13 protein-coding genes are annotated in these 19,135 nt (G+C 56.6%); 3 read left to right on the top strand and 10 right to left on the bottom strand.

Annotated elements, in window-relative coordinates; translation table 11 throughout:
* Positions 1 to 164: 164 nt before the first annotated feature.
* On the top strand, positions 165 to 3,704 hold the full coding sequence (gene mfd / locus FB556_RS08400; RefSeq protein ID WP_141867692.1) for a transcription-repair coupling factor: 3,540 nt from the start codon (positions 165 to 167) through the stop codon (positions 3,702 to 3,704).
* On the opposite strand, the gene FB556_RS08395 is transcribed toward mfd, so the two are convergent.
* The 6 genes from FB556_RS08395 to FB556_RS08370 form a co-directional block, all read right to left on the bottom strand.
* The gene (locus tag FB556_RS08395) at positions 3,701 to 4,765 is read right to left on the bottom strand and encodes an acyltransferase family protein (RefSeq protein WP_141866717.1); all 1,065 of its coding nucleotides are present in this window, start codon (positions 4,763 to 4,765) and stop codon (positions 3,701 to 3,703) included. The genes mfd and FB556_RS08395 overlap by 4 nt on opposite strands.
* Before the next feature lie 16 nt (positions 4,766 to 4,781).
* The gene (locus tag FB556_RS08390; RefSeq protein ID WP_141866715.1) at positions 4,782 to 5,840 is read right to left on the bottom strand and encodes an acyltransferase family protein; all 1,059 of its coding nucleotides are present in this window, start codon (positions 5,838 to 5,840) and stop codon (positions 4,782 to 4,784) included.
* A gap of 72 nt (positions 5,841 to 5,912) precedes the next feature.
* Positions 5,913 to 6,185, bottom strand: coding sequence for a hypothetical protein (locus tag FB556_RS08385; RefSeq protein ID WP_141866713.1), 273 nt, complete (start codon positions 6,183 to 6,185; stop codon positions 5,913 to 5,915).
* Positions 6,186 to 6,257: 72 nt separating this feature from the next.
* Positions 6,258 to 6,953 (bottom strand): deoxyribose-phosphate aldolase, encoded by a 696-nt coding sequence (deoC, locus tag FB556_RS08380; protein WP_342774665.1) that lies wholly within the window; start codon positions 6,951 to 6,953, stop codon positions 6,258 to 6,260.
* A 9-nt stretch (positions 6,954 to 6,962) separates the two neighbouring features.
* Complete coding sequence (locus tag FB556_RS08375; protein WP_170200425.1) at positions 6,963 to 8,666, bottom strand: phospho-sugar mutase; 1,704 nt, start codon at positions 8,664 to 8,666, stop codon at positions 6,963 to 6,965.
* Position 8,667: 1 nt separating this feature from the next.
* Positions 8,668 to 9,495, bottom strand: a complete 828-nt coding sequence (locus FB556_RS08370) for a purine-nucleoside phosphorylase (protein ID WP_246057315.1) — start codon at positions 9,493 to 9,495, stop codon at positions 8,668 to 8,670.
* 99 nt (positions 9,496 to 9,594) lie between these two features.
* Here FB556_RS08370 and FB556_RS08365 point away from each other — a divergent pair, with 99 nt between their 5' ends.
* A complete protein-coding gene (locus FB556_RS08365) occupies positions 9,595 to 11,001 on the top strand; it encodes an NAD(P)H-quinone dehydrogenase (protein WP_379985148.1) in 1,407 nt (468 codons plus the stop codon).
* A gap of 88 nt (positions 11,002 to 11,089) precedes the next feature.
* On the top strand, positions 11,090 to 13,075 hold the full coding sequence (locus FB556_RS08360) for an acetoacetate--CoA ligase (protein ID WP_246057313.1): 1,986 nt from the start codon (positions 11,090 to 11,092) through the stop codon (positions 13,073 to 13,075).
* A 109-nt stretch (positions 13,076 to 13,184) separates the two neighbouring features.
* Here the strand turns inward: FB556_RS08360 and FB556_RS08355 are convergent, their stop codons facing one another.
* From FB556_RS08355 to FB556_RS08340, 4 genes are all read right to left on the bottom strand, one after another.
* Positions 13,185 to 14,597: an MFS transporter gene (locus tag FB556_RS08355; RefSeq protein ID WP_141866702.1), complete on the bottom strand. Its 1,413-nt coding sequence runs from the start codon at positions 14,595 to 14,597 to the stop codon at positions 13,185 to 13,187.
* A 135-nt stretch (positions 14,598 to 14,732) separates the two neighbouring features.
* A complete protein-coding gene (locus FB556_RS08350; protein ID WP_141867688.1) occupies positions 14,733 to 16,568 on the bottom strand; it encodes an acetyl/propionyl/methylcrotonyl-CoA carboxylase subunit alpha in 1,836 nt (611 codons plus the stop codon).
* Positions 16,569 to 16,744: 176 nt separating this feature from the next.
* Entirely contained in the window at positions 16,745 to 17,380 is a 636-nt protein-coding gene (locus FB556_RS08345; protein ID WP_141866700.1) for a Maf family protein, read from the bottom strand.
* Positions 17,377 to 19,005, bottom strand: coding sequence for a DUF885 domain-containing protein (locus FB556_RS08340; protein WP_141866698.1), 1,629 nt, complete (start codon positions 19,003 to 19,005; stop codon positions 17,377 to 17,379). The genes FB556_RS08345 and FB556_RS08340 overlap by 4 nt, the downstream gene beginning before the upstream one ends.
* Positions 19,006 to 19,135 lie beyond the last annotated feature (130 nt).

The raw sequence follows: 19,135 nt of genomic DNA, 5'->3' as shown, positions 1-19,135 counted from the left end.
AGTGGATAGAACGCAAGTGTAGACGATTCATCTAGGAAAACCGTTATGCTAATGGGTGCGCCGGTTGTGATTCTTACCAGAAAACGGGAAGTTAAATTTTGTCTGAAGACGCTGTGTTATCAGGGCTGCGAAATCTCCTGGAGGCCGATAGTGCCGTTGCCGCAATGCGGACCTCCATTGCCCGTCCCGAACGAACCAAAGACCTCTCACTGACCCTGCCCGATGGCGCCAGAGAGGCTGTTACCGCAACCCTAGCCGAGTCTTTGCACAGCTCATCGTTCACCGCCCCGGTGGTACTACTGGTGACGGCGACCGCTCGCGAGGCGGAAGATTTAGCCCAAGGGCTAGCCGCCTGGATGGACTCCGCTGCCGTTGCGCATTTCCCCTCGTGGGAGACCCTGCCACACGAGCGGCTCTCACCACGTAGTGATACCGTCGGTGAACGCATGGCGGTACTGCGCAAATTAGCTCACCCGGGACGCGACGGCCAACCGCCGTTGCAAGTAGTGACCGCACCGGTCCGGTCCATTGTTCAGCCTATCGTTAAGGGCCTGGGGGATCTGGAGCCGGTCCTGCTACGGGTCGGGGAATTCTATGACTTCAACAAAGTCGTTCAAGACCTGGCCAATGCCGCTTATTCGCGAGTCGACATGGTATCGCGCCGCGGTGAATTCGCAGTCCGCGGTGGCATCATCGATGTCTTCCCGCCTACCGCAGATCACCCGTATCGGATCGAATTTTTCGGTGACGAGATCGAAGAGATCCGGTACTTCTCTATCGCCGATCAACGCTCACTGGTCGATACCTCCGATGACGGCTCGGCCACACCGACGCTGATGTACGCTCCACCGTGCCGTGAGCTCTTGCTGACTGAACAAGTGCAGCAAAAGGCTCGCGATCTACAGGTGGCCATGCCCAATGTGTTGGAGATCCTTGAGCCCATGTCTAACGGGGTGGCCGTCGAAGGTATGGAGTCGCTGGCGCCACTGGTTACCGAGATGGAATCATTCCTTGAAGTGCTACCGGAGGGGTCCGTCACCATCGTGGTGGAACCTGAAAAGGTGCGCTCCCGAGTGCATGACCTCCTGACGACCAATGAGGAATTCCTTGCTGCTGCGTGGGCAGCAGCAGGCGAAGGTCTCGCCGCTCCGGTAGAAAATCAGCAAGAAGCCGGCGGTTTTGCGACGTTGGGGGATACCCGCAGTCTTGCATTAGAACATGATCAAGGGTGGTGGCAGTTTACTGCCTTCGACATGGACGACACCTTTGATGCCACCGCGTTGCGCACCGGCTTCACCGCTCCGGCGCAGTTCGCTGGTGATGTCCCCGCCCTCATGGAACATGTCGGGAATCGGATCCGCGATAAATGGTCAATTGCTGTCGCGACCCACGGGCCCGGACCCGCACGTCGGCTAGCCGAAATATTTAACGAAGCAGGCCATTCAGCTTCCGTTGTTGACCACATCGCCGAAACTAAACCGGCCCACATTCAAATCACCGTCGCTAGCTTGGGTGCCGGATTCGCGTGGGCCGAGCAGCGCTTCGCTGTGGTCACCGAATACGATTTGTTCGGACGCCAAGCCGCCGGTACCCAACGCGGTGAAAAACGCTCCTTAGCTCGCAAGCGTCGCAACGCCGTAGACCCATTGGCTTTGGAAGAAGGCGACTACGTCGTCCACAACCAACATGGGATTGCTAAGTTCATTGAGCTGCAGCGTCGTAAGGTCGCCGGAGCACGGTCAACTGCCGGTGAAGAAGGGTATCGAGAATACTTAGTCTTAGAGTTTGCCCCCTCTAAGCGCGGAGGTGCGGGTGACCGACTGTTCGTACCGACCGATCAACTCGACCAAGTCAGCCAGTATGTTGGTGGCGATGCACCGGCCCTGTCGAAGATGGGTGGGTCAGATTGGGCGCAGACGAAATCCAAAGCCCGCCGAGCAACCCGAGAAATCGCCAGAGAATTGATCCAGTTATATTCGGCACGAATGGCCACCAGCGGGCATGCCTTTTCGCCCGACACCCCGTGGCAGGCGGAGCTAGAAGAAGCCTTTCCTCATATCGAAACACCAGACCAGCTGACGACGGTTGAAGAAGTCAAACAGGACATGGAAACCGAGGTCCCCATGGACCGGTTAGTTGCCGGAGATGTCGGCTTTGGCAAAACCGAAGTCGCCGTCCGTGCAGCATTCAAAGCGATTCAAGACGGCAAACAGGTGGCACTCTTGGTGCCCACGACCCTGCTGGCGCGCCAACACGCCGAAACGTTTACCGAACGTTTTGCTGGTTTTCCCGTGACTGTGCGAGCGCTCTCGCGGTTCCAGAAGGCAAAAGAGTCCCGCGAGACAATCGACGGTCTTGCTGAAGGCACCGTGGACATGGTGATCGGTACCCATCGGCTATTATCCCAGGAAATCCAATTCAAGGATCTGGGTCTGGTGATCATTGATGAAGAACAGCGTTTCGGTGTTGAACATAAAGAAAAACTCAAACAGCTGCGCACCAACGTTGATGTCCTGGCCATGACGGCGACCCCGATTCCACGAACCCTGGAAATGTCGATGACCGGTATTCGTGAAACCTCCACGTTGGCCACGCCACCCGAGCAACGTCACCCGGTCTTGACCTATGTGGGACCGTATACCGATAAGCAGATTACCGCGGCTATTCGACGCGAGATGATGCGCGAAGGTCAGGTGTTCTATGTGCACAACCGGGTCAATAGCATCAATAAAGTAGCGGCCAGGATTCAGGAATTGATCCCAGAAGCCCGAGTGGCTGTCGCACACGGTCGGATGTCAGAGACCACGCTGGAACAGATCATGGTTGATTTTTGGGAAAAAGAATACGACGTACTGGTTTCTACTACGATTATCGAAACCGGTCTCGACATCGCCAACGCCAACACGTTGATCATCGAAGACGCTCATCGCTACGGACTGTCTCAGCTGCACCAGCTGCGTGGTCGAGTCGGCCGTGGCCGTGATCGCGCGTATGCCTACTTCTTATATGACGCCAGCAGACCACTCAATGAGACCGCCATGGAGCGTCTCAAGGCGGTGGCTACCCACAACGAGTTGGGTTCCGGCCTCCAGTTAGCCCAGAAGGACCTCGAAATTCGTGGTGCCGGTAATCTGCTCGGTGGCGAGCAGTCCGGCCACATTGCTGGGGTTGGGTTCGACCTGTATATCCGCATGGTTGGTGAAGCCGTCGCCGACTTCAAAGGCGAAGAAGATACGTCACCGCCCGAAGTCAAAGTTGAGCTGCCCGTCAATGCGCACCTGCCGCACGACTATGTTCCAGGCGAGAGACTGCGCCTAGAGGCCTACCGTAATCTGGCCCAGGCCTCAGACACTGCAGCGGTCAACGCTGTTGTCGAAGAGCTTGAAGACCGTTATGGCGAACTGCCAGAAGCCGCACAGAACCTCGTTGCGGTAGCCAACTTCCGAAACACAGCACGTGAATACGGCATCCACGAGGTCATGCTGATGGGCAAGAACATCAAATTTGGTCCGGTTGAGGACCTTCCGGAATCGCGCGCCATGCGGTTGAAACGGATGTATCCAGGGGCCGTGCATCGCGCTCCGCTCAAAGCCATCATGGTACCTCGACCCAAGAAGCAGGCTGTCACCGGTAAAGACCTCGTCGATGCTGAGCTCTTGGAATGGGCAGGCGAGTTCTTGTCGAGGATCTTCGGAGAGAACTAAGAGGTTTGTCGTACCCGGAAAAACCTCGACTCTCGGGGTGCTCCGGACAGTAGCCTGGAGGCCGATGTGGTGTTGATCATCAGCCCGATGATAAATGAGATGATCAGCGCTACACCCATGCGCAGCAACAAATGACTGAGGCTATCGTCGCCAAAACCATTCTGGTGCATCCAGACTAAGACCAGCCCGTGGATAAATACCACGGCGGTACCGGTTCGCACCAGCCTGGAGACTCCTGCCTGGATGGTCGGGAAATTTTGTAAACCGTCATTAACCCAGGTAGCAAAGATCAGAATAAAACCTGCTGTCACCGCAATCGCAATCAGCGGGGTGGCAACAATCGTGCCAAAATCTCCTACCTGAATGTAATGGGCGCGCACCGGTGTGGTGTAGGTGATCGCCAGGCCGGCTCCGACAAGTACCACGCCCAGAGCGGCAAGAACATGTGACGAGTACTTGCGGACCAAGGGCATCAGCAGCTTGCGTAGTGTTTCCCCTGCGAGTAGATAGAACATGACCGGCCACGCCAGTCCCAGTCGCAAGGGAGTATCAACCAGCGGATGAGTCTCGAAAATACCATTGATCACCAACCGGTAGCACGCATACGACGTGAGTACTCCCAGGATCGCAACGGTCCACACCACCGCTGACCCTAAGGGTTCTAAGAAGCGGCGCAGCAGCGTAGCTCCCGCTAGGGTCGTGATGAACCATGCCGCCATCCAAAAAATCGACTGCCGTGCACCACCCATCCAGCCGGTATGTAGATGATCCAGGATGACGCCTTGCTGGCCCCACTCAACCGTGATAATCCAGGCCGAAATAATAACGGACCAGGCCAGGTAGGGAATAATCAGAGTATCCCAACGGCGTGTGAACTCAGAAGCGAGCGTGCGTCCCGGAGTGAAAAAGAACCCCGAGAGCATGAAAAAGAGTGGCATCCGCCAGATCGTGAGGAGTTCTGCGTGCGGAAAATAGCCAGCGTGACCAACGACCACCATCACGATCGAAAAGACGCGTAGCAGGTCGATTCCGACATTTCGAGCTGGGCGGGTGGTGGTCATAAATCCGTTTCAACATCTAAGCAGCGATTGCTACGCGAACTGGTCGTTCTTGGGGTACTCCAGATAGTGCGCGGGCCGCCGGTGTCATGTTGAGGAGTAGCCCGACGGTAAACGCTGTGGACAAGGCTACCCCAAACCGTATGAATAGATCGCCTAGGGAGCTGGAATTGAAGCCAATTGAGTGCATCCACAGCAGAATTAAGCCATGGGATAGGACTACTGTTGAACCGGTACGCACCAATCGCCCCACGACTTGTCCCAGGAGCGTCCAGCGATGCAGCAGTCGGTTGATCCAAGTCGAGAAGATCATGATAAAGCCAATGGTCACCGTGATCGCGATAGCCGGGGTAATAACTGGCCAACCAAATCGACCTGCGTGAATGTAGTGTGCAGGGATGCTGAAGTGGTGGGTTAAGACCAGTGGCGCGATAATTAAGACGACGCCAATGGAGGTGGCACGAGTCGCGGAGAGCTCTTGGACCAGCGGCATGATGCGGGCACGGATTTCTTGGCCGATGAGTAAATAGAAGATTACCGGCAAGCTGATGCCTAATCGCAGCGGTAGGTCAGCAAATGGATGCCCATCCAGGACTTCAATATCTTGGAGGTAGGCAAAAATCCTCGAGACCACCACTCCTGCGATGCCTACGGTCCAGGCGACCCAGCGCGCAGAACGCTCCAGATAGCGTAAAATGATCGCCGAAACCGCCAAGGTCAACAAAAACCATGACGACATCCAAAAAGCCGAGCGTCCGGTACCCCCGCGCCAGCCCGTATACAGCTGATGCAGCATGTCTGCTGGGTCATTCCACTTCACAGCAACCACTACCAGTGTAATCACCATGGACCACGCCAGGTAAGGAATGATAAGAGTTTCCCAACGTCGGGCGACTTCTACACGCAACGATCTGCGGTAGGGGACCAGAAAGAAGCCTGACAGGATAAAGAATAATGGCATCCGCCAGATGGATAGCAGACCGGAGCCATCGAAGGTTCCAGAGTGCCCAAGGATAACCATGGCAATGGAAAAGACGCGCAGGGCATCAATGCCTAGATTCCGGTGTGAAATATGCATAGTGCGACAAACACAACAGCACCCGGGGCAACAGACCCCGGGTGCTGTTAACTAACTCTTATAAGAGTGTGTTTAGAGATTCGGTGAGTGTGTTTCGTGAGCTGGGTCAGTCACGAAATCGTGGTCAACCGTATTGGAACGGCCCGTGATCTGCTTCGGGATATAGAACGCTAGAGAACCCAAGATGGTGATGCCAAGCATTGGAACCCAGACGGTCTCGAATTCCAGGAAGTTCAGCATGTAGAGGCTCACAAGGAAAATGATCAGGGTGATGCCATAGATCAACCAGTTGCCAGCGGTATTGCCTTCACCGGAGAAGTTTGCCGGTTTACCGTCACGAATCACGGGAGACACCTCGTTCTTTCAGAAATTCTACTGTCGACAGCATAGCGTGGTCGACGGTGCGATGATGTGTTGTTAACTAAGAATAGCGTAAGTCGAGCTGGCCCCGAGCCGGGTTGCGCCAGCTTTGAGCATCTCCATGGCATCCTGACGGGTGCGGATCCCACCCGACGCTTTGACACCCAGGCCATGACCGACTGTATTGCGCAGCAAGGTGACATCAGCCGCTGTGGCTCCACCTGGACCGAAACCAGTGGAGGTTTTGACGAAGTCTGCTCCGGCTTCGAGGGCGGCTTCACAGGCCAAGATCTTGGCCTGATCGGTGAGGGCTGCCGTCTCCAAGATCACTTTAACCAACACGTCATGTCCTGCGGCAGCGTCTACTACGGAGCGAATGTCATGCAGCAAAGCGGCCTTGTCAGCAACCAGCGCTGCGGCTTGGTTGATGACCATATCAACCTCTTCGGCACCATTGGTGATCGCTTGAGCGGTCTCAAAGGCTTTTGTTTCTGGGGTCTGGGCGCCAGATGGAAAGCCGATCACCGTGCAGATCTTCACCGGAGACTCATCTAGACGTTTGGCCGCGTAAGCCACCCAGATGGGCTGGATACACACCGAAGCGGTCATAAATTCTGCTGCTTGGTCGCACAGCTGATCAATGTCTTGGACTGTGGCAGTGGGGGCGAGCAGGGTGTGATCGATCATCGAGGCCAACTGTTGGGCATCGAGTTGATCCACCTGCGTGGGGCTCAGTGGGGCGGTGTTGGACACAAACTCTCCTTAAGTAACTTGGACCATGGTGGCTGCCTCATCCCGCAAGCGCTGCAGCACGGACCTCACGGTGTCCATCGCAGTTCCTGGTGCAGCCGTTACAGAGATATAGCATTTGACCTTCGGTTCGGTACCTGAAGGTCGGATCATCAACCGTGCAGATAGTGGTCCCTGTGTTGAAAATTCCAGCATATTCATTGGACCATAGCGTTGCCCAAGTGGCACTTCCGGTTGCTGATAGTCGATGGTTGTCACCGGTGCTAGACCCGCCAGCTGCTGGGGTGGGTTGGCTCGGAGATCATCGACTAGCAGCGTGCCGACACTCGGGGACGGCACACGCACGGCAACCTGGTCGGTCAGAGTGGGCCCTAATTGATCGGTCAGCTCAGCCAGATAGGTCCCCAGGTTTGTACCGGCCGCTTTGAGTTCTGCGGCCAGATCAAGCACCACGATGGCAGCTGACAGGCCGTCTTTGTCATTGACTAGATGCGGGGCCACCGCATAGCCGAGAGCTTCTTCATAGCCATACCCCAACCGGTTGACCCGACAAATCCATTTGAACCCGGTCGGAGTGAATTCATGGTGCACGTCGTGCTGGGCTGCTAACTGTGCGAGTTGTGGTGCTGAAACAATAGAATTTGCTGCCGCTAAATCGTGGTGGACCAAATACGGCATCAACCGAGCGCCAAGTAATAATCCCACCTGATCACCGGTGAGTCGCTGCCATTGACCCTCGATCGGGACCGCAACGGCCAGACGGTCGGCGTCCGGATCATGCGCCACGATGAGATCGGTTTCGGCAGCTGCAGCCGCAGTGGCAAAAGCTTCGTCCAAAGCCCCAGGTTCTTCGGGGTTCGGGAAGACCACGGTGGGAAACGCAGGGTCAGGATCAGCCTGACTCGCCACGAGCTGCGGGACGGCAAATCCGGTGGCTTCCAACAGCTTGCTAAATGTTGCACCCCCGACGCCGTGCATCGCCGTATACACGATCTTGAGCCCCGGTCGGTGGGTTAGTGTCGGTGACAGTTCAGCGATGAACTGTGCAACGGCAGCGACGTATTCATCAATGATTGTCTCGGGGACGTATTCCCAACCATTATCTGATCGTGGCGGGAGCTCAGCGGCGGTGTTCCATTGCTGAATATATCCAGCGATGATCTGGTCGGTTGGTGACGTCAATTGACCATAGGCGCCGACCGTATCGTCGGCGGCGACCAGTCGGGGGCCTAAATACACCTTGTAGCCATTATCGGCGGGTGGATTATGCGAAGCGGTCACCATGATGCCAATATCGGCGTCGAAATGTTTTAGTGCAAACGCCAACACCGGGGTCGGGGTCTGCGCCGTCAGCAGCCGCACCCGGCATCCCGCCGCGGTCAGCACTGCGGCTGAATCAATGGCAAAATCTTTAGACCCGTGTCGTGCGTCGTAACCGATGACCACCGAGGGAATATCGATATACTGCTTGGCGAAATCAGCAATCCCGGCAGCCGCTCGCTGCACGACCACCCGATTCATCCGTGTCGTCCCAGGGCCCAGTGGGGCGCGAAGCCCCGCCGTCCCAAAGGTTAGATACCCGGCAAACCGTGCGGTCACAGCAGCGACCGCCGCATCGTCCCCAGTTTCTGCGGCCTGAATTTCTCGGGTCAATATTCCTGCGTTGTCAGGATCCAATACCAGCCACTGGCGGGCTATTTCAAGTGGGTCGGTCATGCTAGATTGCCTGAATAATTTCGGCGAGCAGCTTTGATACCCGTGGGGCTGCGGCCTCGCCAGCGGCCAGAACATCCTCGTGCGATAATGGCGCATCAGTCACCCCGGCGCCGGGGTTGGTGACCAGCGAGACGCCCAACACCTCGAGTCCGACGTGGCGGGCTGCAATCGTGTCTAACGCCGTCGACATGCCCACCAGATCACCTCCAAGCCTGGCAGCCATCGCTACTTCAGCCGGTGTTTCATACTGAGGGCCTGCGAACTGCACGTAGACACCCTCGGTCAAGCTTGGATCAACCTGTTTGGCAACCGTGCGTAACCGGTCGGCGTAGGCGTCGGTCATGTCCACAAATTCTGGGCCCACCAGTGGAGTCACCCCGGTCAGGTTGATGTGATCGGCAATGAGCACTGGGGTACCCGGGGCAAGCTGTGGATCTAAGCCACCACATCCATTGGTCAGCACCACGACGCCGGCGCCGGCCGCGGCAATCGTACGGACCACATGAGCAACCGCCTGGACATCACGGCTGGCATAAAAATGCGTGCGCGAACCAAACACTAAGACTCGACGACCATCGGCTAGCCGCACAGAGGTGATCTTTTGGACATGGCCGGCCACGCCGTCGCCATCCAACCCGGGGACGTCGTTGAAAGGCACCTCGGCAACGACTTCGCCAAGGGCGGTGATCGTGTGCGCCCAGCCGGACCCTAAGACCACCCCGATGTCGTGCCGGTCTGTGCCGAATTTGTCGGCCAATACGGCCGCGGCTTGGCGAGCAAGCGCAAACCCTGGATGATCTCCGATGAGATATTGTCTTGTATCGTTCACAGCCCCCACTGTATCGCCGGTCCAGGTCAAAACCAACGAAACACCTGACGCGCGTGTGTGATTATGCATTTTGTGACAAAACAGACCACAATAGAACCCGTGAGCACTCTAGAAATTGTCCCTCGTCCTTCCATTACGATCATCGGCGGTGGCCCTGGCGGGTATGAAGCCGCCCTCGTGGCCTCGAAATTTGGTGCCGAGGTCACGCTCATCGAACGCAATGGGATTGGTGGTTCGGCCGTCTTAACCGACGTCGTCCCCTCCAAGACACTGATCGCCTCGGCTGACTCCCGACGACGCGTTATGAGTGCTCCGAGCCTGGGCTTGGAATTTGATGCACACTCGGTCAAATCCAATATCGAACTCATTGACCGTCGCCTACTCCGCCTGGCAGCGGATCAATCCGAAGACATTCGTCGTGGCCTGCAAGCCAACGGAGTGCGAATCATGATGGGTGAGGCGTGTTTTATCGAACGCAACGTCGTCGAGGTCAAGACGATGGAGGGCAACGTCGAACACGTTTCTTCGGATGCCGTTTTGATTGCTACGGGTGCTTCACCGCGAGAGCTCCCCACGGCTAAACCAGACGGCGAGCGGATCTTCAACTGGAAACAGCTCTACTCCATGGATGAGCTACCCGAACACATGATCGTGGTCGGTTCTGGTGTCACCGGTGCCGAATTCGCATCGGCCTATCAGCTGTTGGGCTCGAATGTTACTCTGGTGTCCTCGCGCGACACCCTGTTACCGGGTGAAGACCCTGATGCGGCACGAGTGTTGGAAGAGGTATTTTCCGAAAACGGTGTCAACGTGATCTCTCGTACGCGTGCCGAAGCCGTGACGCGGATTAAAGACGGCGTCCGAGTTGAGCTATCTGCCGGTGGTTACGTGGAAGGCTCGCACTGTCTGCTAGCGGTCGGGGGTATCCCCAATACCACCGGGATGGGACTGGAAAACATCGGCGTGGAAGTGACCGAGTCTGGTCACATCAAAATTGATGCGGTCTCGCGCACCTCGGTGCCGGGGATTTATGCTGCAGGGGACTGCACCGGGCGCCTGGCCCTTGCCTCGGTGGCTGCGATGCAGGGACGGATCGCCGTTAACCACATTCTTGGCGATGTCGTCAAGCCGTTTTCGCGCAACCAGGTAGCCTCCAATATTTTCACCTCTCCGGAGATTGCTACGGTCGGGGTCACCGCTGCTATGGTCGCCACCGGCGAATACCAGGTTGATGAGTACATGATCCCCATGGCGTCTAATGCGCGCGCCAAGATGATGAATGTCGATGAAGGTTTCGTGAAAATCTTCGCACGGCGTGGTTCCGGCCACGTCGTGGGTGGGGTGATTGTGGCACCACGTGCCTCGGATTTGATTTATCCGCTGTCACTGGCTGTATCGCAAAAACTTCATGTGGATGACTTAGCCGAGACGTTTACGATCTACCCGTCGCTGTCAGGCACGGTGGCCGAAGTGGCCCGCCAATTACACAAGCGCGAACAGTTCTAACCGCCCGACCCGCATTCCGGCTGCGCCGGGACCTGGCCAGGGACTACACTGAAAACCATGATGCTCTCGTACGGTGCTGGGGGATATCGTGACTGATCATATTTTGTGGCAGCCTGCCGAAGAAGACGTGCGCGCGACCGCTATGTATCAGTTCATGGTGGATATGAACGCCAAACATGACCTGACCATGGCAAGCTATTTAGATCTGTGGCAGTGGTCCGTGGATGACCTAGAACTGTTCTGGACCGAGATCTGGGAGTATTTTGACGTCATCGGTGAAAAACCCACCGCAGACATGCTCACAGGTCGCATGCCGAACGCGCACTGGGGGCGCGGCGCCAAGGTCAACTACGCCCAAAACGTGCTGCGCCACGCCCGTGAAATGGCCGACCAAGAGGCCATCATCGGACTCGATGAATCCCTCAACCGCACCGCACTGACCTGGAAACAGCTCAATGAGCATGTTGGAGCCTTTGCAGACTATTTGCGTAGCATCGGCGTGCGTCCCGGTGACGTCGTTGCGGCAGCCATGCCCAATATCCCGCAGGCCATCGTCGGGCTCCTCGGCAGCGCCGCCGTCGGGGCCATCTGGTCGGTGGTCAACGTCGATTTTGGTGTCACCGGCATCGTCAGTCGGTTTCAGCAACTCCAACCCACCGTCCTCATCACCATTGACGCCCTCGAACTGGGCGGCACACTGCGCGACCAAACCGATGACCTGGATGCACTCCTGGCCCACCTGGATTCAGTCAAGCACCACATCCTGGTGGAGAACGCCCGAACCGGTGTGAGCGAAACCGTAGCTGAGCTCGTGGCAACACACGAAGTCACCACAACTCGCTATGACGACATTATCGCCCAACCGCGCGAGCCGAAATTTGAACCCGTAGACTTTTCTCATCCGCTGTGGGTGCTCTACTCCTCGGGCACAACAGGAACACCCAAAGGTATCGTTCAGGGCCATGGCGGTACGGTGTTAGAAATCGCCAAATCTTTCGGTCTGCACTACCGGGTGCCCAAGGGCGCACCCGTTTATATTTCGACCTCCACGACCTGGATGCTGTGGAATATGCAGGTCGCTGTGCTGATAATCGGTGCCAAAGCCGTGACCTATTCGGGTGCGGTTTTTGCCGGGGGACCGGGGCGGCAATTCGAAATCTTGGCCAATGAACGCGTCGCGTTTTACGGGTGCGGGGCCGCCATTCTCACTGGTGTCCAGGAATCTGAATTCATTCCCAGGGACCACTACGACCTCTCCCACCTGACCGATATGCTCGTCTCTGCCTCACCGCTCCCGGCGCGCACCTGGCGGTGGGTATATGACACAGTGAACCCCGATATACGGTTGCGCTCCGACTCCGGCGGCACCGACGTCTGCTCGGTCTTTGTCGGGTCTAATCCGATGGATCCGGTCCGGATCAACGAACTCATGGGCCCGCACTTAGGGGTCGCCGCCGACGTCTATGACGAGCACGGCAGACCGGTGACCGAACAGGTCGGTGAGTTGGTCATCACCAAACCTATGCCCACCATGCCGCTGTATTTCTGGAATGACGACGACGGCGCCCGTTACCGCGACGCATATTTCAGTCAGGACCCGCACATTTGGTACCACGGCGATTTCGCCACCAAAACCGAGCGGCTCTCCTTTGTCATCCACGGCCGTTCGGATGCCACACTGAACCGCGGTGGGATCCGCATGGGATCTTCCGATCTGTACCAGGTTGTAGATGCGCTCGAAGAAGTCACCGCGTCAATGGTTATTGGTGCCGAACTCGATGAGGGTGGTTATTACATGCCGTTATTCGTGGTGCCCCGTGACCCCAAGGCAGATCCAGAAGCGGTCAAGGCGAAAGTCATTGAGACTATCCGTACCGAGCTCTCCCCACGGTATGTGCCCGATGAGGTCATCATTGCACCCGGTGTGCCGATGACAAAGACCGGCAAGCTCATGGAAGTCCCGATCAAACGCGTCTTCCAAGGCATGACCCCTGAGAAGGTCGCTACCGAAACCGCAGCGGACCCTGATGTACTGGAATGGTTTCTGAACTACGCAGCGAACTACCCTAAATAGGGGTTCATTGTTTGCTGCCATGGCACTTGGTGTGGCTCCGCCGGGGTGAAATGCACAATGCCCGGGCGCGATATGCGCCCGGGCATTGTGAGGTTTGTTGATTCGAAACTTAACGAGTTCGCTGGATCTCGTCCTGATCGAGGTCAGATAGTGAACGGTACTTGGTCTCTGGGCTCAGAGCCAAGAAGATCAGCGTGATGACTGATGCCGCGGCCAAGTAATAGCCAACGTAGGAAACATCAAAGCTACCCATGAGCCAGGTCGCGATGAATGGTGTCAGCGCAGCCCCCAGAATCGAGGAGACGTTATAGGCGATACCGGAACCGGTGTAGCGGGTTTCGGTTGGGAACAGCTCCGGCAAGATTGCGGACATTGGACCGAAGGTCAAACCCATCAGAGCCATACCAGTGATCATAAACAGCACCATTCGTGTGGTGTTTAGGCTGCCGTCAGCGCTGACGATGATGTCAGCGTTGAGCCACCAACCGAACGACAGGCCAAAGACGACCAACAGCGTGGTGATGACCAGCATGGTGGGTTTGCGCCCAAATTTGTCGGCCAGGATACCAGCCACCGGAATGAATGCGGCAAAGAACAGGATCGCAATTAACTGGATGACCAAGAAGTCGTTATAGGAAGTGCCCAGTCCACCGGCGTCTGGTGCACCGATGGCATACGACAGGATCCAAGTGGTCATCAGGTAGAACAATACGTAGGTGGCGTACATGATGAATGTACCCAGAATCAGCTGCCACCAGTTTTCGCGAAAGACATCTTTCAGCGGGGCTTTGACGCGTTCGTCTTTTTGAATAGCTCGCTTAAAGACCGGGGTTTCTTCCAGAGAGACACGAACCCACAGGCCGATGGCAACCATGATGATCGACGCCAGGAATGGTATACGCCAGACCCAGTCAATAAAGACGTGGTTGTCACCGTGCTCGGCCGAGTTGTAACCAAAAGCCAGGGTCAGGATCAGGAAGAACCCGTTGGCTAAGAGAAAACCGAAAGGTGCTCCTAGTTGGGGCCACATGGCAGCGGTGGCACGTTTACCAGGCTTGGCGGTTTCGGTCACGAGCAGTGCAGCGCCGGACCATTCCCCGCCTAAGCCCAAGCCCTGACAGAAGCGCATGATGGTCAACATGGCTGGCGCCCATAGACCAATTTGGAAATAGGTGGGCAGCAGACCGATGATAAAGGTTGCAATACCCATGGTCAGCAGCGCGCCGATGAGCGTGACCTTGCGTCCCAGCCGGTCACCCATGTGACCGAAAATAATGGATCCGAGTGGACGGGCGACGAAGGCGGCACCAAAGGTGGCCATTGAGGCAAGCAGCGCGGTTTGCGCGTCACCACCCGGGAAGAAAATCAGCGGGAAGACTGAAACCGCTGCGGTGGCGTAAATATAGAAGTCGTAGAATTCGATGGTTGTGCCTACAACTGAGGCCATGATGATTTTCCAGCGGGGGACACCCAGCTCATCATCTTGAATACCATGCGAAGTCACTGCGGGTTGCGTTGACATCAGGAGTACCTTTGTTGCGAGTTCAAAAGAATGTAGGTGGCGTCCGGAGACGCCACCTTGAAAAACTGTTAATTACTTGAAAAACAGTTAATTATATGTATGCCGTAGGCTCGTTTGCAAAACTCCTACTCTGCGTTACCCTTCGATAGTGGCCAGAATCGCACCTGCGTTGACGGTGGTGCCCGGTTCTGCGGTCAGCTCTGTGACTTTACCGGCCTTGTGAGCGGTAATGGGCTGTTCCATCTTCATGGCCTCAAGCACCAGGATCAAGTCGCCTTCGGAGACTTCATCGCCGATATCGACGCCGAGTTTGACGATCGTGCCCTGCATGGGAGAGGTGACCGAGTCACCCGAAGCAGCAGAGGCACCGCTGGTCGCTGTGGCACTACGCCCACGACGACGACGTTTCGGTTTCGCATTAACGTCCACCGACGCGATGCCTGCCAGCGAATCTGGCAGGGTGACTTCAACACGTTTGCCATTGACTTCCACGGTTACGACTCGGCGCTCGACGTCGTCCTCAGCGTTGATGCCGGGCACCACCGACTGCGGCTGCAGTTCGTTAATGAAATCGGTTTCGATCCAGCGAGTGTGGACCGTAAAGGGGCCCTCAGCCGGGATTTTTTGGCCCGGCTGATCCAGCTCCGGTGCAAAGTTCGGATCCTGGATCACCGTGCGGTGGAATGGCAAGACAGTTGCCAAGCCTGCGATGCGCATTTCGTTGAGTGCACGCTGTGAACGCTGCAGTGCCTCTTTGCGGTCTTTACCGGTCACGATGAGTTTGGCGACCATCGAGTCAAACGCTCCCGAGATGGTTTCGCCCTCTTCGACACCGGTGTCAATGCGAACCCCCGGTCCGCCGGGCAGACGCATCTTGGTGATGGTACCGGGAGCGGGCATAAAGTTTTGTCCGGGATCTTCGGCGGTGATGCGGAATTCGAAAGAGTGACCCTCGACCTTGGGGTGGTCGTAGCCTAGCAGCTCACCGCGGGCGATACGGAACTGTTCGCGGACCAGATCGATGCCGGTTACTTCTTCGGAAACAGTGTGTTCGACCTGCAGGCGTGTGTTGACTTCCAAAAACGAAATCGTACCGTCTTGGCCGATGAGAAACTCGCAGGTACCGGCCCCAACGTAGCCGGCTTCTTGCAGGAGGGCCACCGAAGCATCGTAGAGCTGTTGTGCTTGTTCTGGGGTGAGATATGGTGCCGGAGCTTCTTCGACCAGTTTTTGGTTGCGGCGCTGTAGCGAACAGTCACGAGTGGAAATCACCACGACGTTCCCGTCCTTGTCGGCCAAGCACTGGGTTTCCAGGTGGCGCGGTGCATCGAGGAAGCGTTCGACAAAGCATTCGCCACGGCCAAAAGCTAACGTAGCTTCGCGGACGGCCGACTCGTAGGCCTCCGGGATTTCGGAGCGTTGGCGAACGACTTTGATGCCGCGACCGCCACCACCGTGGGCGGCTTTGATTGCTAATGGCAGACCAAATTCATCAGCGAAGTCGACGACTTCCTGAGACGACTCCACTGGATCGGCAGTTCCGGGTGCTAGTGGGGCGCCAACTTTGTGAGCGATGTGGCGGGCAGCGACCTTATCGCCCAGTGCGTGGATGGCAGCCGGGGGAGGGCCAATCCAGATCATGCCCGCATCGATAACGGCTTGGGCGAAGTCAGCATTTTCAGCTAGGAATCCATAACCGGGGTGGACTGCATCTGCGCCGGAGTCTTTGGCAGCCTTGAGTACCTTGTCCATGGCTAGATAAGTGTCAGCTACGGTGTCCCCGTTGAGAGAGAACGCGTGATCCGCTAGACGGACGTGCATCGCATCGCGGTCTGGATTCGCATAAATTGCGACGGCTTCTAGTCCTTCATCTTGTGCAGCGCGGATAATACGCACCGCGATTTCACCTCGATTAGCGATCAAGACCTTAGAAAAGGGTCGGTAGACCATCGAGGATGACGCAGTGGTCATGGACATAGAAACTTAACTCCTTGGTTGGAACGCTGCGCAGAATAGGCACACGATAGGGCTAGCGTACCGTTGCCATCCTATGAAGCTTAGGACGAATCCGTGGAAATCATACAGAATGACGCACCGGGTCAGCTAAAAACGCATGGTTTTTTGTAGGAAGCCTACAAAACTGTGTTCTAGTTGGCTGTCTTCCAGAGCTTCGTGAGTGAGACACCCACGCTCTCGAACAGTTCGCGGACTGCCCGCAGCGACAGTCCGAGCACAGCATTAGGGTCCCCGTCGACCCGATCAACCATCGTGGCGCCATGACCTTCAAGCGTGAAGCCGCCGGCAACGTAGAGCGGTTCACCGGTGGCCACGTAATCGTCGATCACGGCATCGCTCATCTGGGCAAATGACACGACGGCACTGACGGTTTCTTCTGCAACTCGGCGTTTTTCTTTTCCCACTATCGCGATGACGCAGTGACCGCTGTGCAAGATGCCGCTCTTGCCACGCTGAGCGTGCCAGCGCTGTCGAGCGACAGTTGCTTGCAAGGGTTTGCCGTAGGCTTGGCCCTCGAATTCAAACACCGAGTCCGCAGCAATCACGTACGTCGGGCCAGTGACCTGCTGTTCCGAGATGAGTAGGTCAGCCACGGCGTGCGCCTTGGCTGTCGCGAGTGCTTGGGCTTGGTCGCGAGGTAGGGCAATAGTAGCGGCGAGTGCTTCTTCGTCAATGTCGGCTGGACGTTGAATAAAGGGCAACCCAGCTCGACGTAAAATATCTGCTCGCGCACTGGAAGCCGAACCGAGCACGATTTGGATGTTCATCGAAGTGCCCTCTCTAAGGTGTCTAATCCCATCGAGCCCAGCTGAAGGGCGCGGGTGTGGAAGGTTTTTAGATCAAAGTCTGGTGCCTGTTCGTGTTCGGCGCGAATCTGCTGCCAGATTCGCTTGCCGACTGCATAGCTGGGTGCCTGGCCTGGCCAGCCGAGATAGCGGACGAATTCGAATTCTAAAACGCCGGGAGTCTCGTTGAGGTGTGCCTGTAAGAATGCGAACCCTGTTTCAGGATCCCAGGTCTTGCCGCCCCATGACTGCGGGGCCGTAAAGCCACAGTGCACCCCGATGTCGAAGACTACTCGGGCGGCTCGCATCCGCTGGGCATCTAGCATCCCCAAGTAATCACCCGGGTCGTTAAGGTAGCCAAGTTCCTTCATGAGATCTTCGGCATACAATGCCCAGCCCTCACCGTGTCCGGATACCCATAACCAGTTTCGACGCCACGAATTGAGCCCGGTGGCATTGAACATCGCTGTGGCAACCTGTAGGTGATGCCCAGGCACGCCTTCGTGGAAGACCGTGGTGGTTTGTTGCCAGGTGGTAAAGGTGTCTTCGCCCTCTGGCACTGACCACCACATGCGCCCCGGTCGTGAAAAATCTTCGGAAGGGGCGGTGTAGTAGATACCGCCATCTTGCGTTGGCGCAATCATCGCTTCGACATAATCCATGGGCGGCGGGATATAGAAATGCTGCTTCATGTCCTCAATGGTCGTATCAGAGAGGTCTTGCATCCATTGACGAAGGGCCTCGGTGCCGTGGAGTTGACGAGCCGGATCGGCAGACAAAACTTGTCGAGCTTCTTCGATACTAAGGCCAGGTTGAATAGACTCGGCGATGCGCTGCTGTTCGCTAACAATTCGCTCCAGCTCTGCTAGGCCCCACTCATAGGTTTCGGCCAAATCGATTTGAGTACCCAGAAATTCTTGTGACGCAAGCGCATAGTACTCCTTGCCCACTGCATCTGTAGTCCGTGCTCGGTCTCGTAACTCGTCTTTGAGATAGGTGGCAAAATCCGCATACGCTTGGGCCGCTCGGCGCGCAGCGCGATCCAGTTCAGTGCGCAAGGTATTCGGTTGTTCGGGTGCCGATGCTACCAGGTCGGTGAAAAAGTTCTCTGCAGCCGCTTGAGCTTGCACGATACAGGCATCGACCTGCCGTTGTACGGGCGCTAGCCCTTTCGTTACTGCCTCATCGAGGCGAATGCGGTAGCCGTGTAGGGCGGTATCGACTTTGGTCAATCGAGCAGCGATATTGCGCCAATCCTCAGAGGTGGTGGTCGGCATGAGGTCAAATGTTGCGCGAATATCCTGAACCGGCGAGGCAATGTTATTGAGCGGGACCACCCCCGTTGCGTATAAGTCCCGGTCGACAGTTAATCGCTCGATGAGAGCGTCTTGTGTCACCAGGTCCTGGTCCGACTGGGGAGCTAGAGCATCCAGGCGTTTTAGCACATCGGCCTGTAATGTATCGAGCGCCGCGGCACCTTCGGGAGAATAATCCGGCAGTTTATCAGCATACCCGGCCAATCCAATTTCGGAAGCCACAACTGGATTCAGATCTGCAAGTTGGCGGGCATAATCTTCGGCCAAAGCATCGATAGAAGAGTCAGACATAGCTTTATCTTAGGGCGCTTTTACCTAGGGCCCAGGGATCGCACACGCATGGTTGGGCCAAAACATCCCTGAACTCACCCGTGGCAAATAGGGGCTGACCTGTTATGATGTAACGCAAGTCACACCGTCG

The organism is Enteractinococcus coprophilus, from assembly GCF_006716305.1.
GTDB lineage: Bacteria > Actinomycetota > Actinomycetes > Actinomycetales > Micrococcaceae > Yaniella > Yaniella coprophila.
The sequence above is the reverse complement of the archived record's forward strand: the minus strand, read 5'-3'. Positions and strand labels throughout refer to the sequence as shown.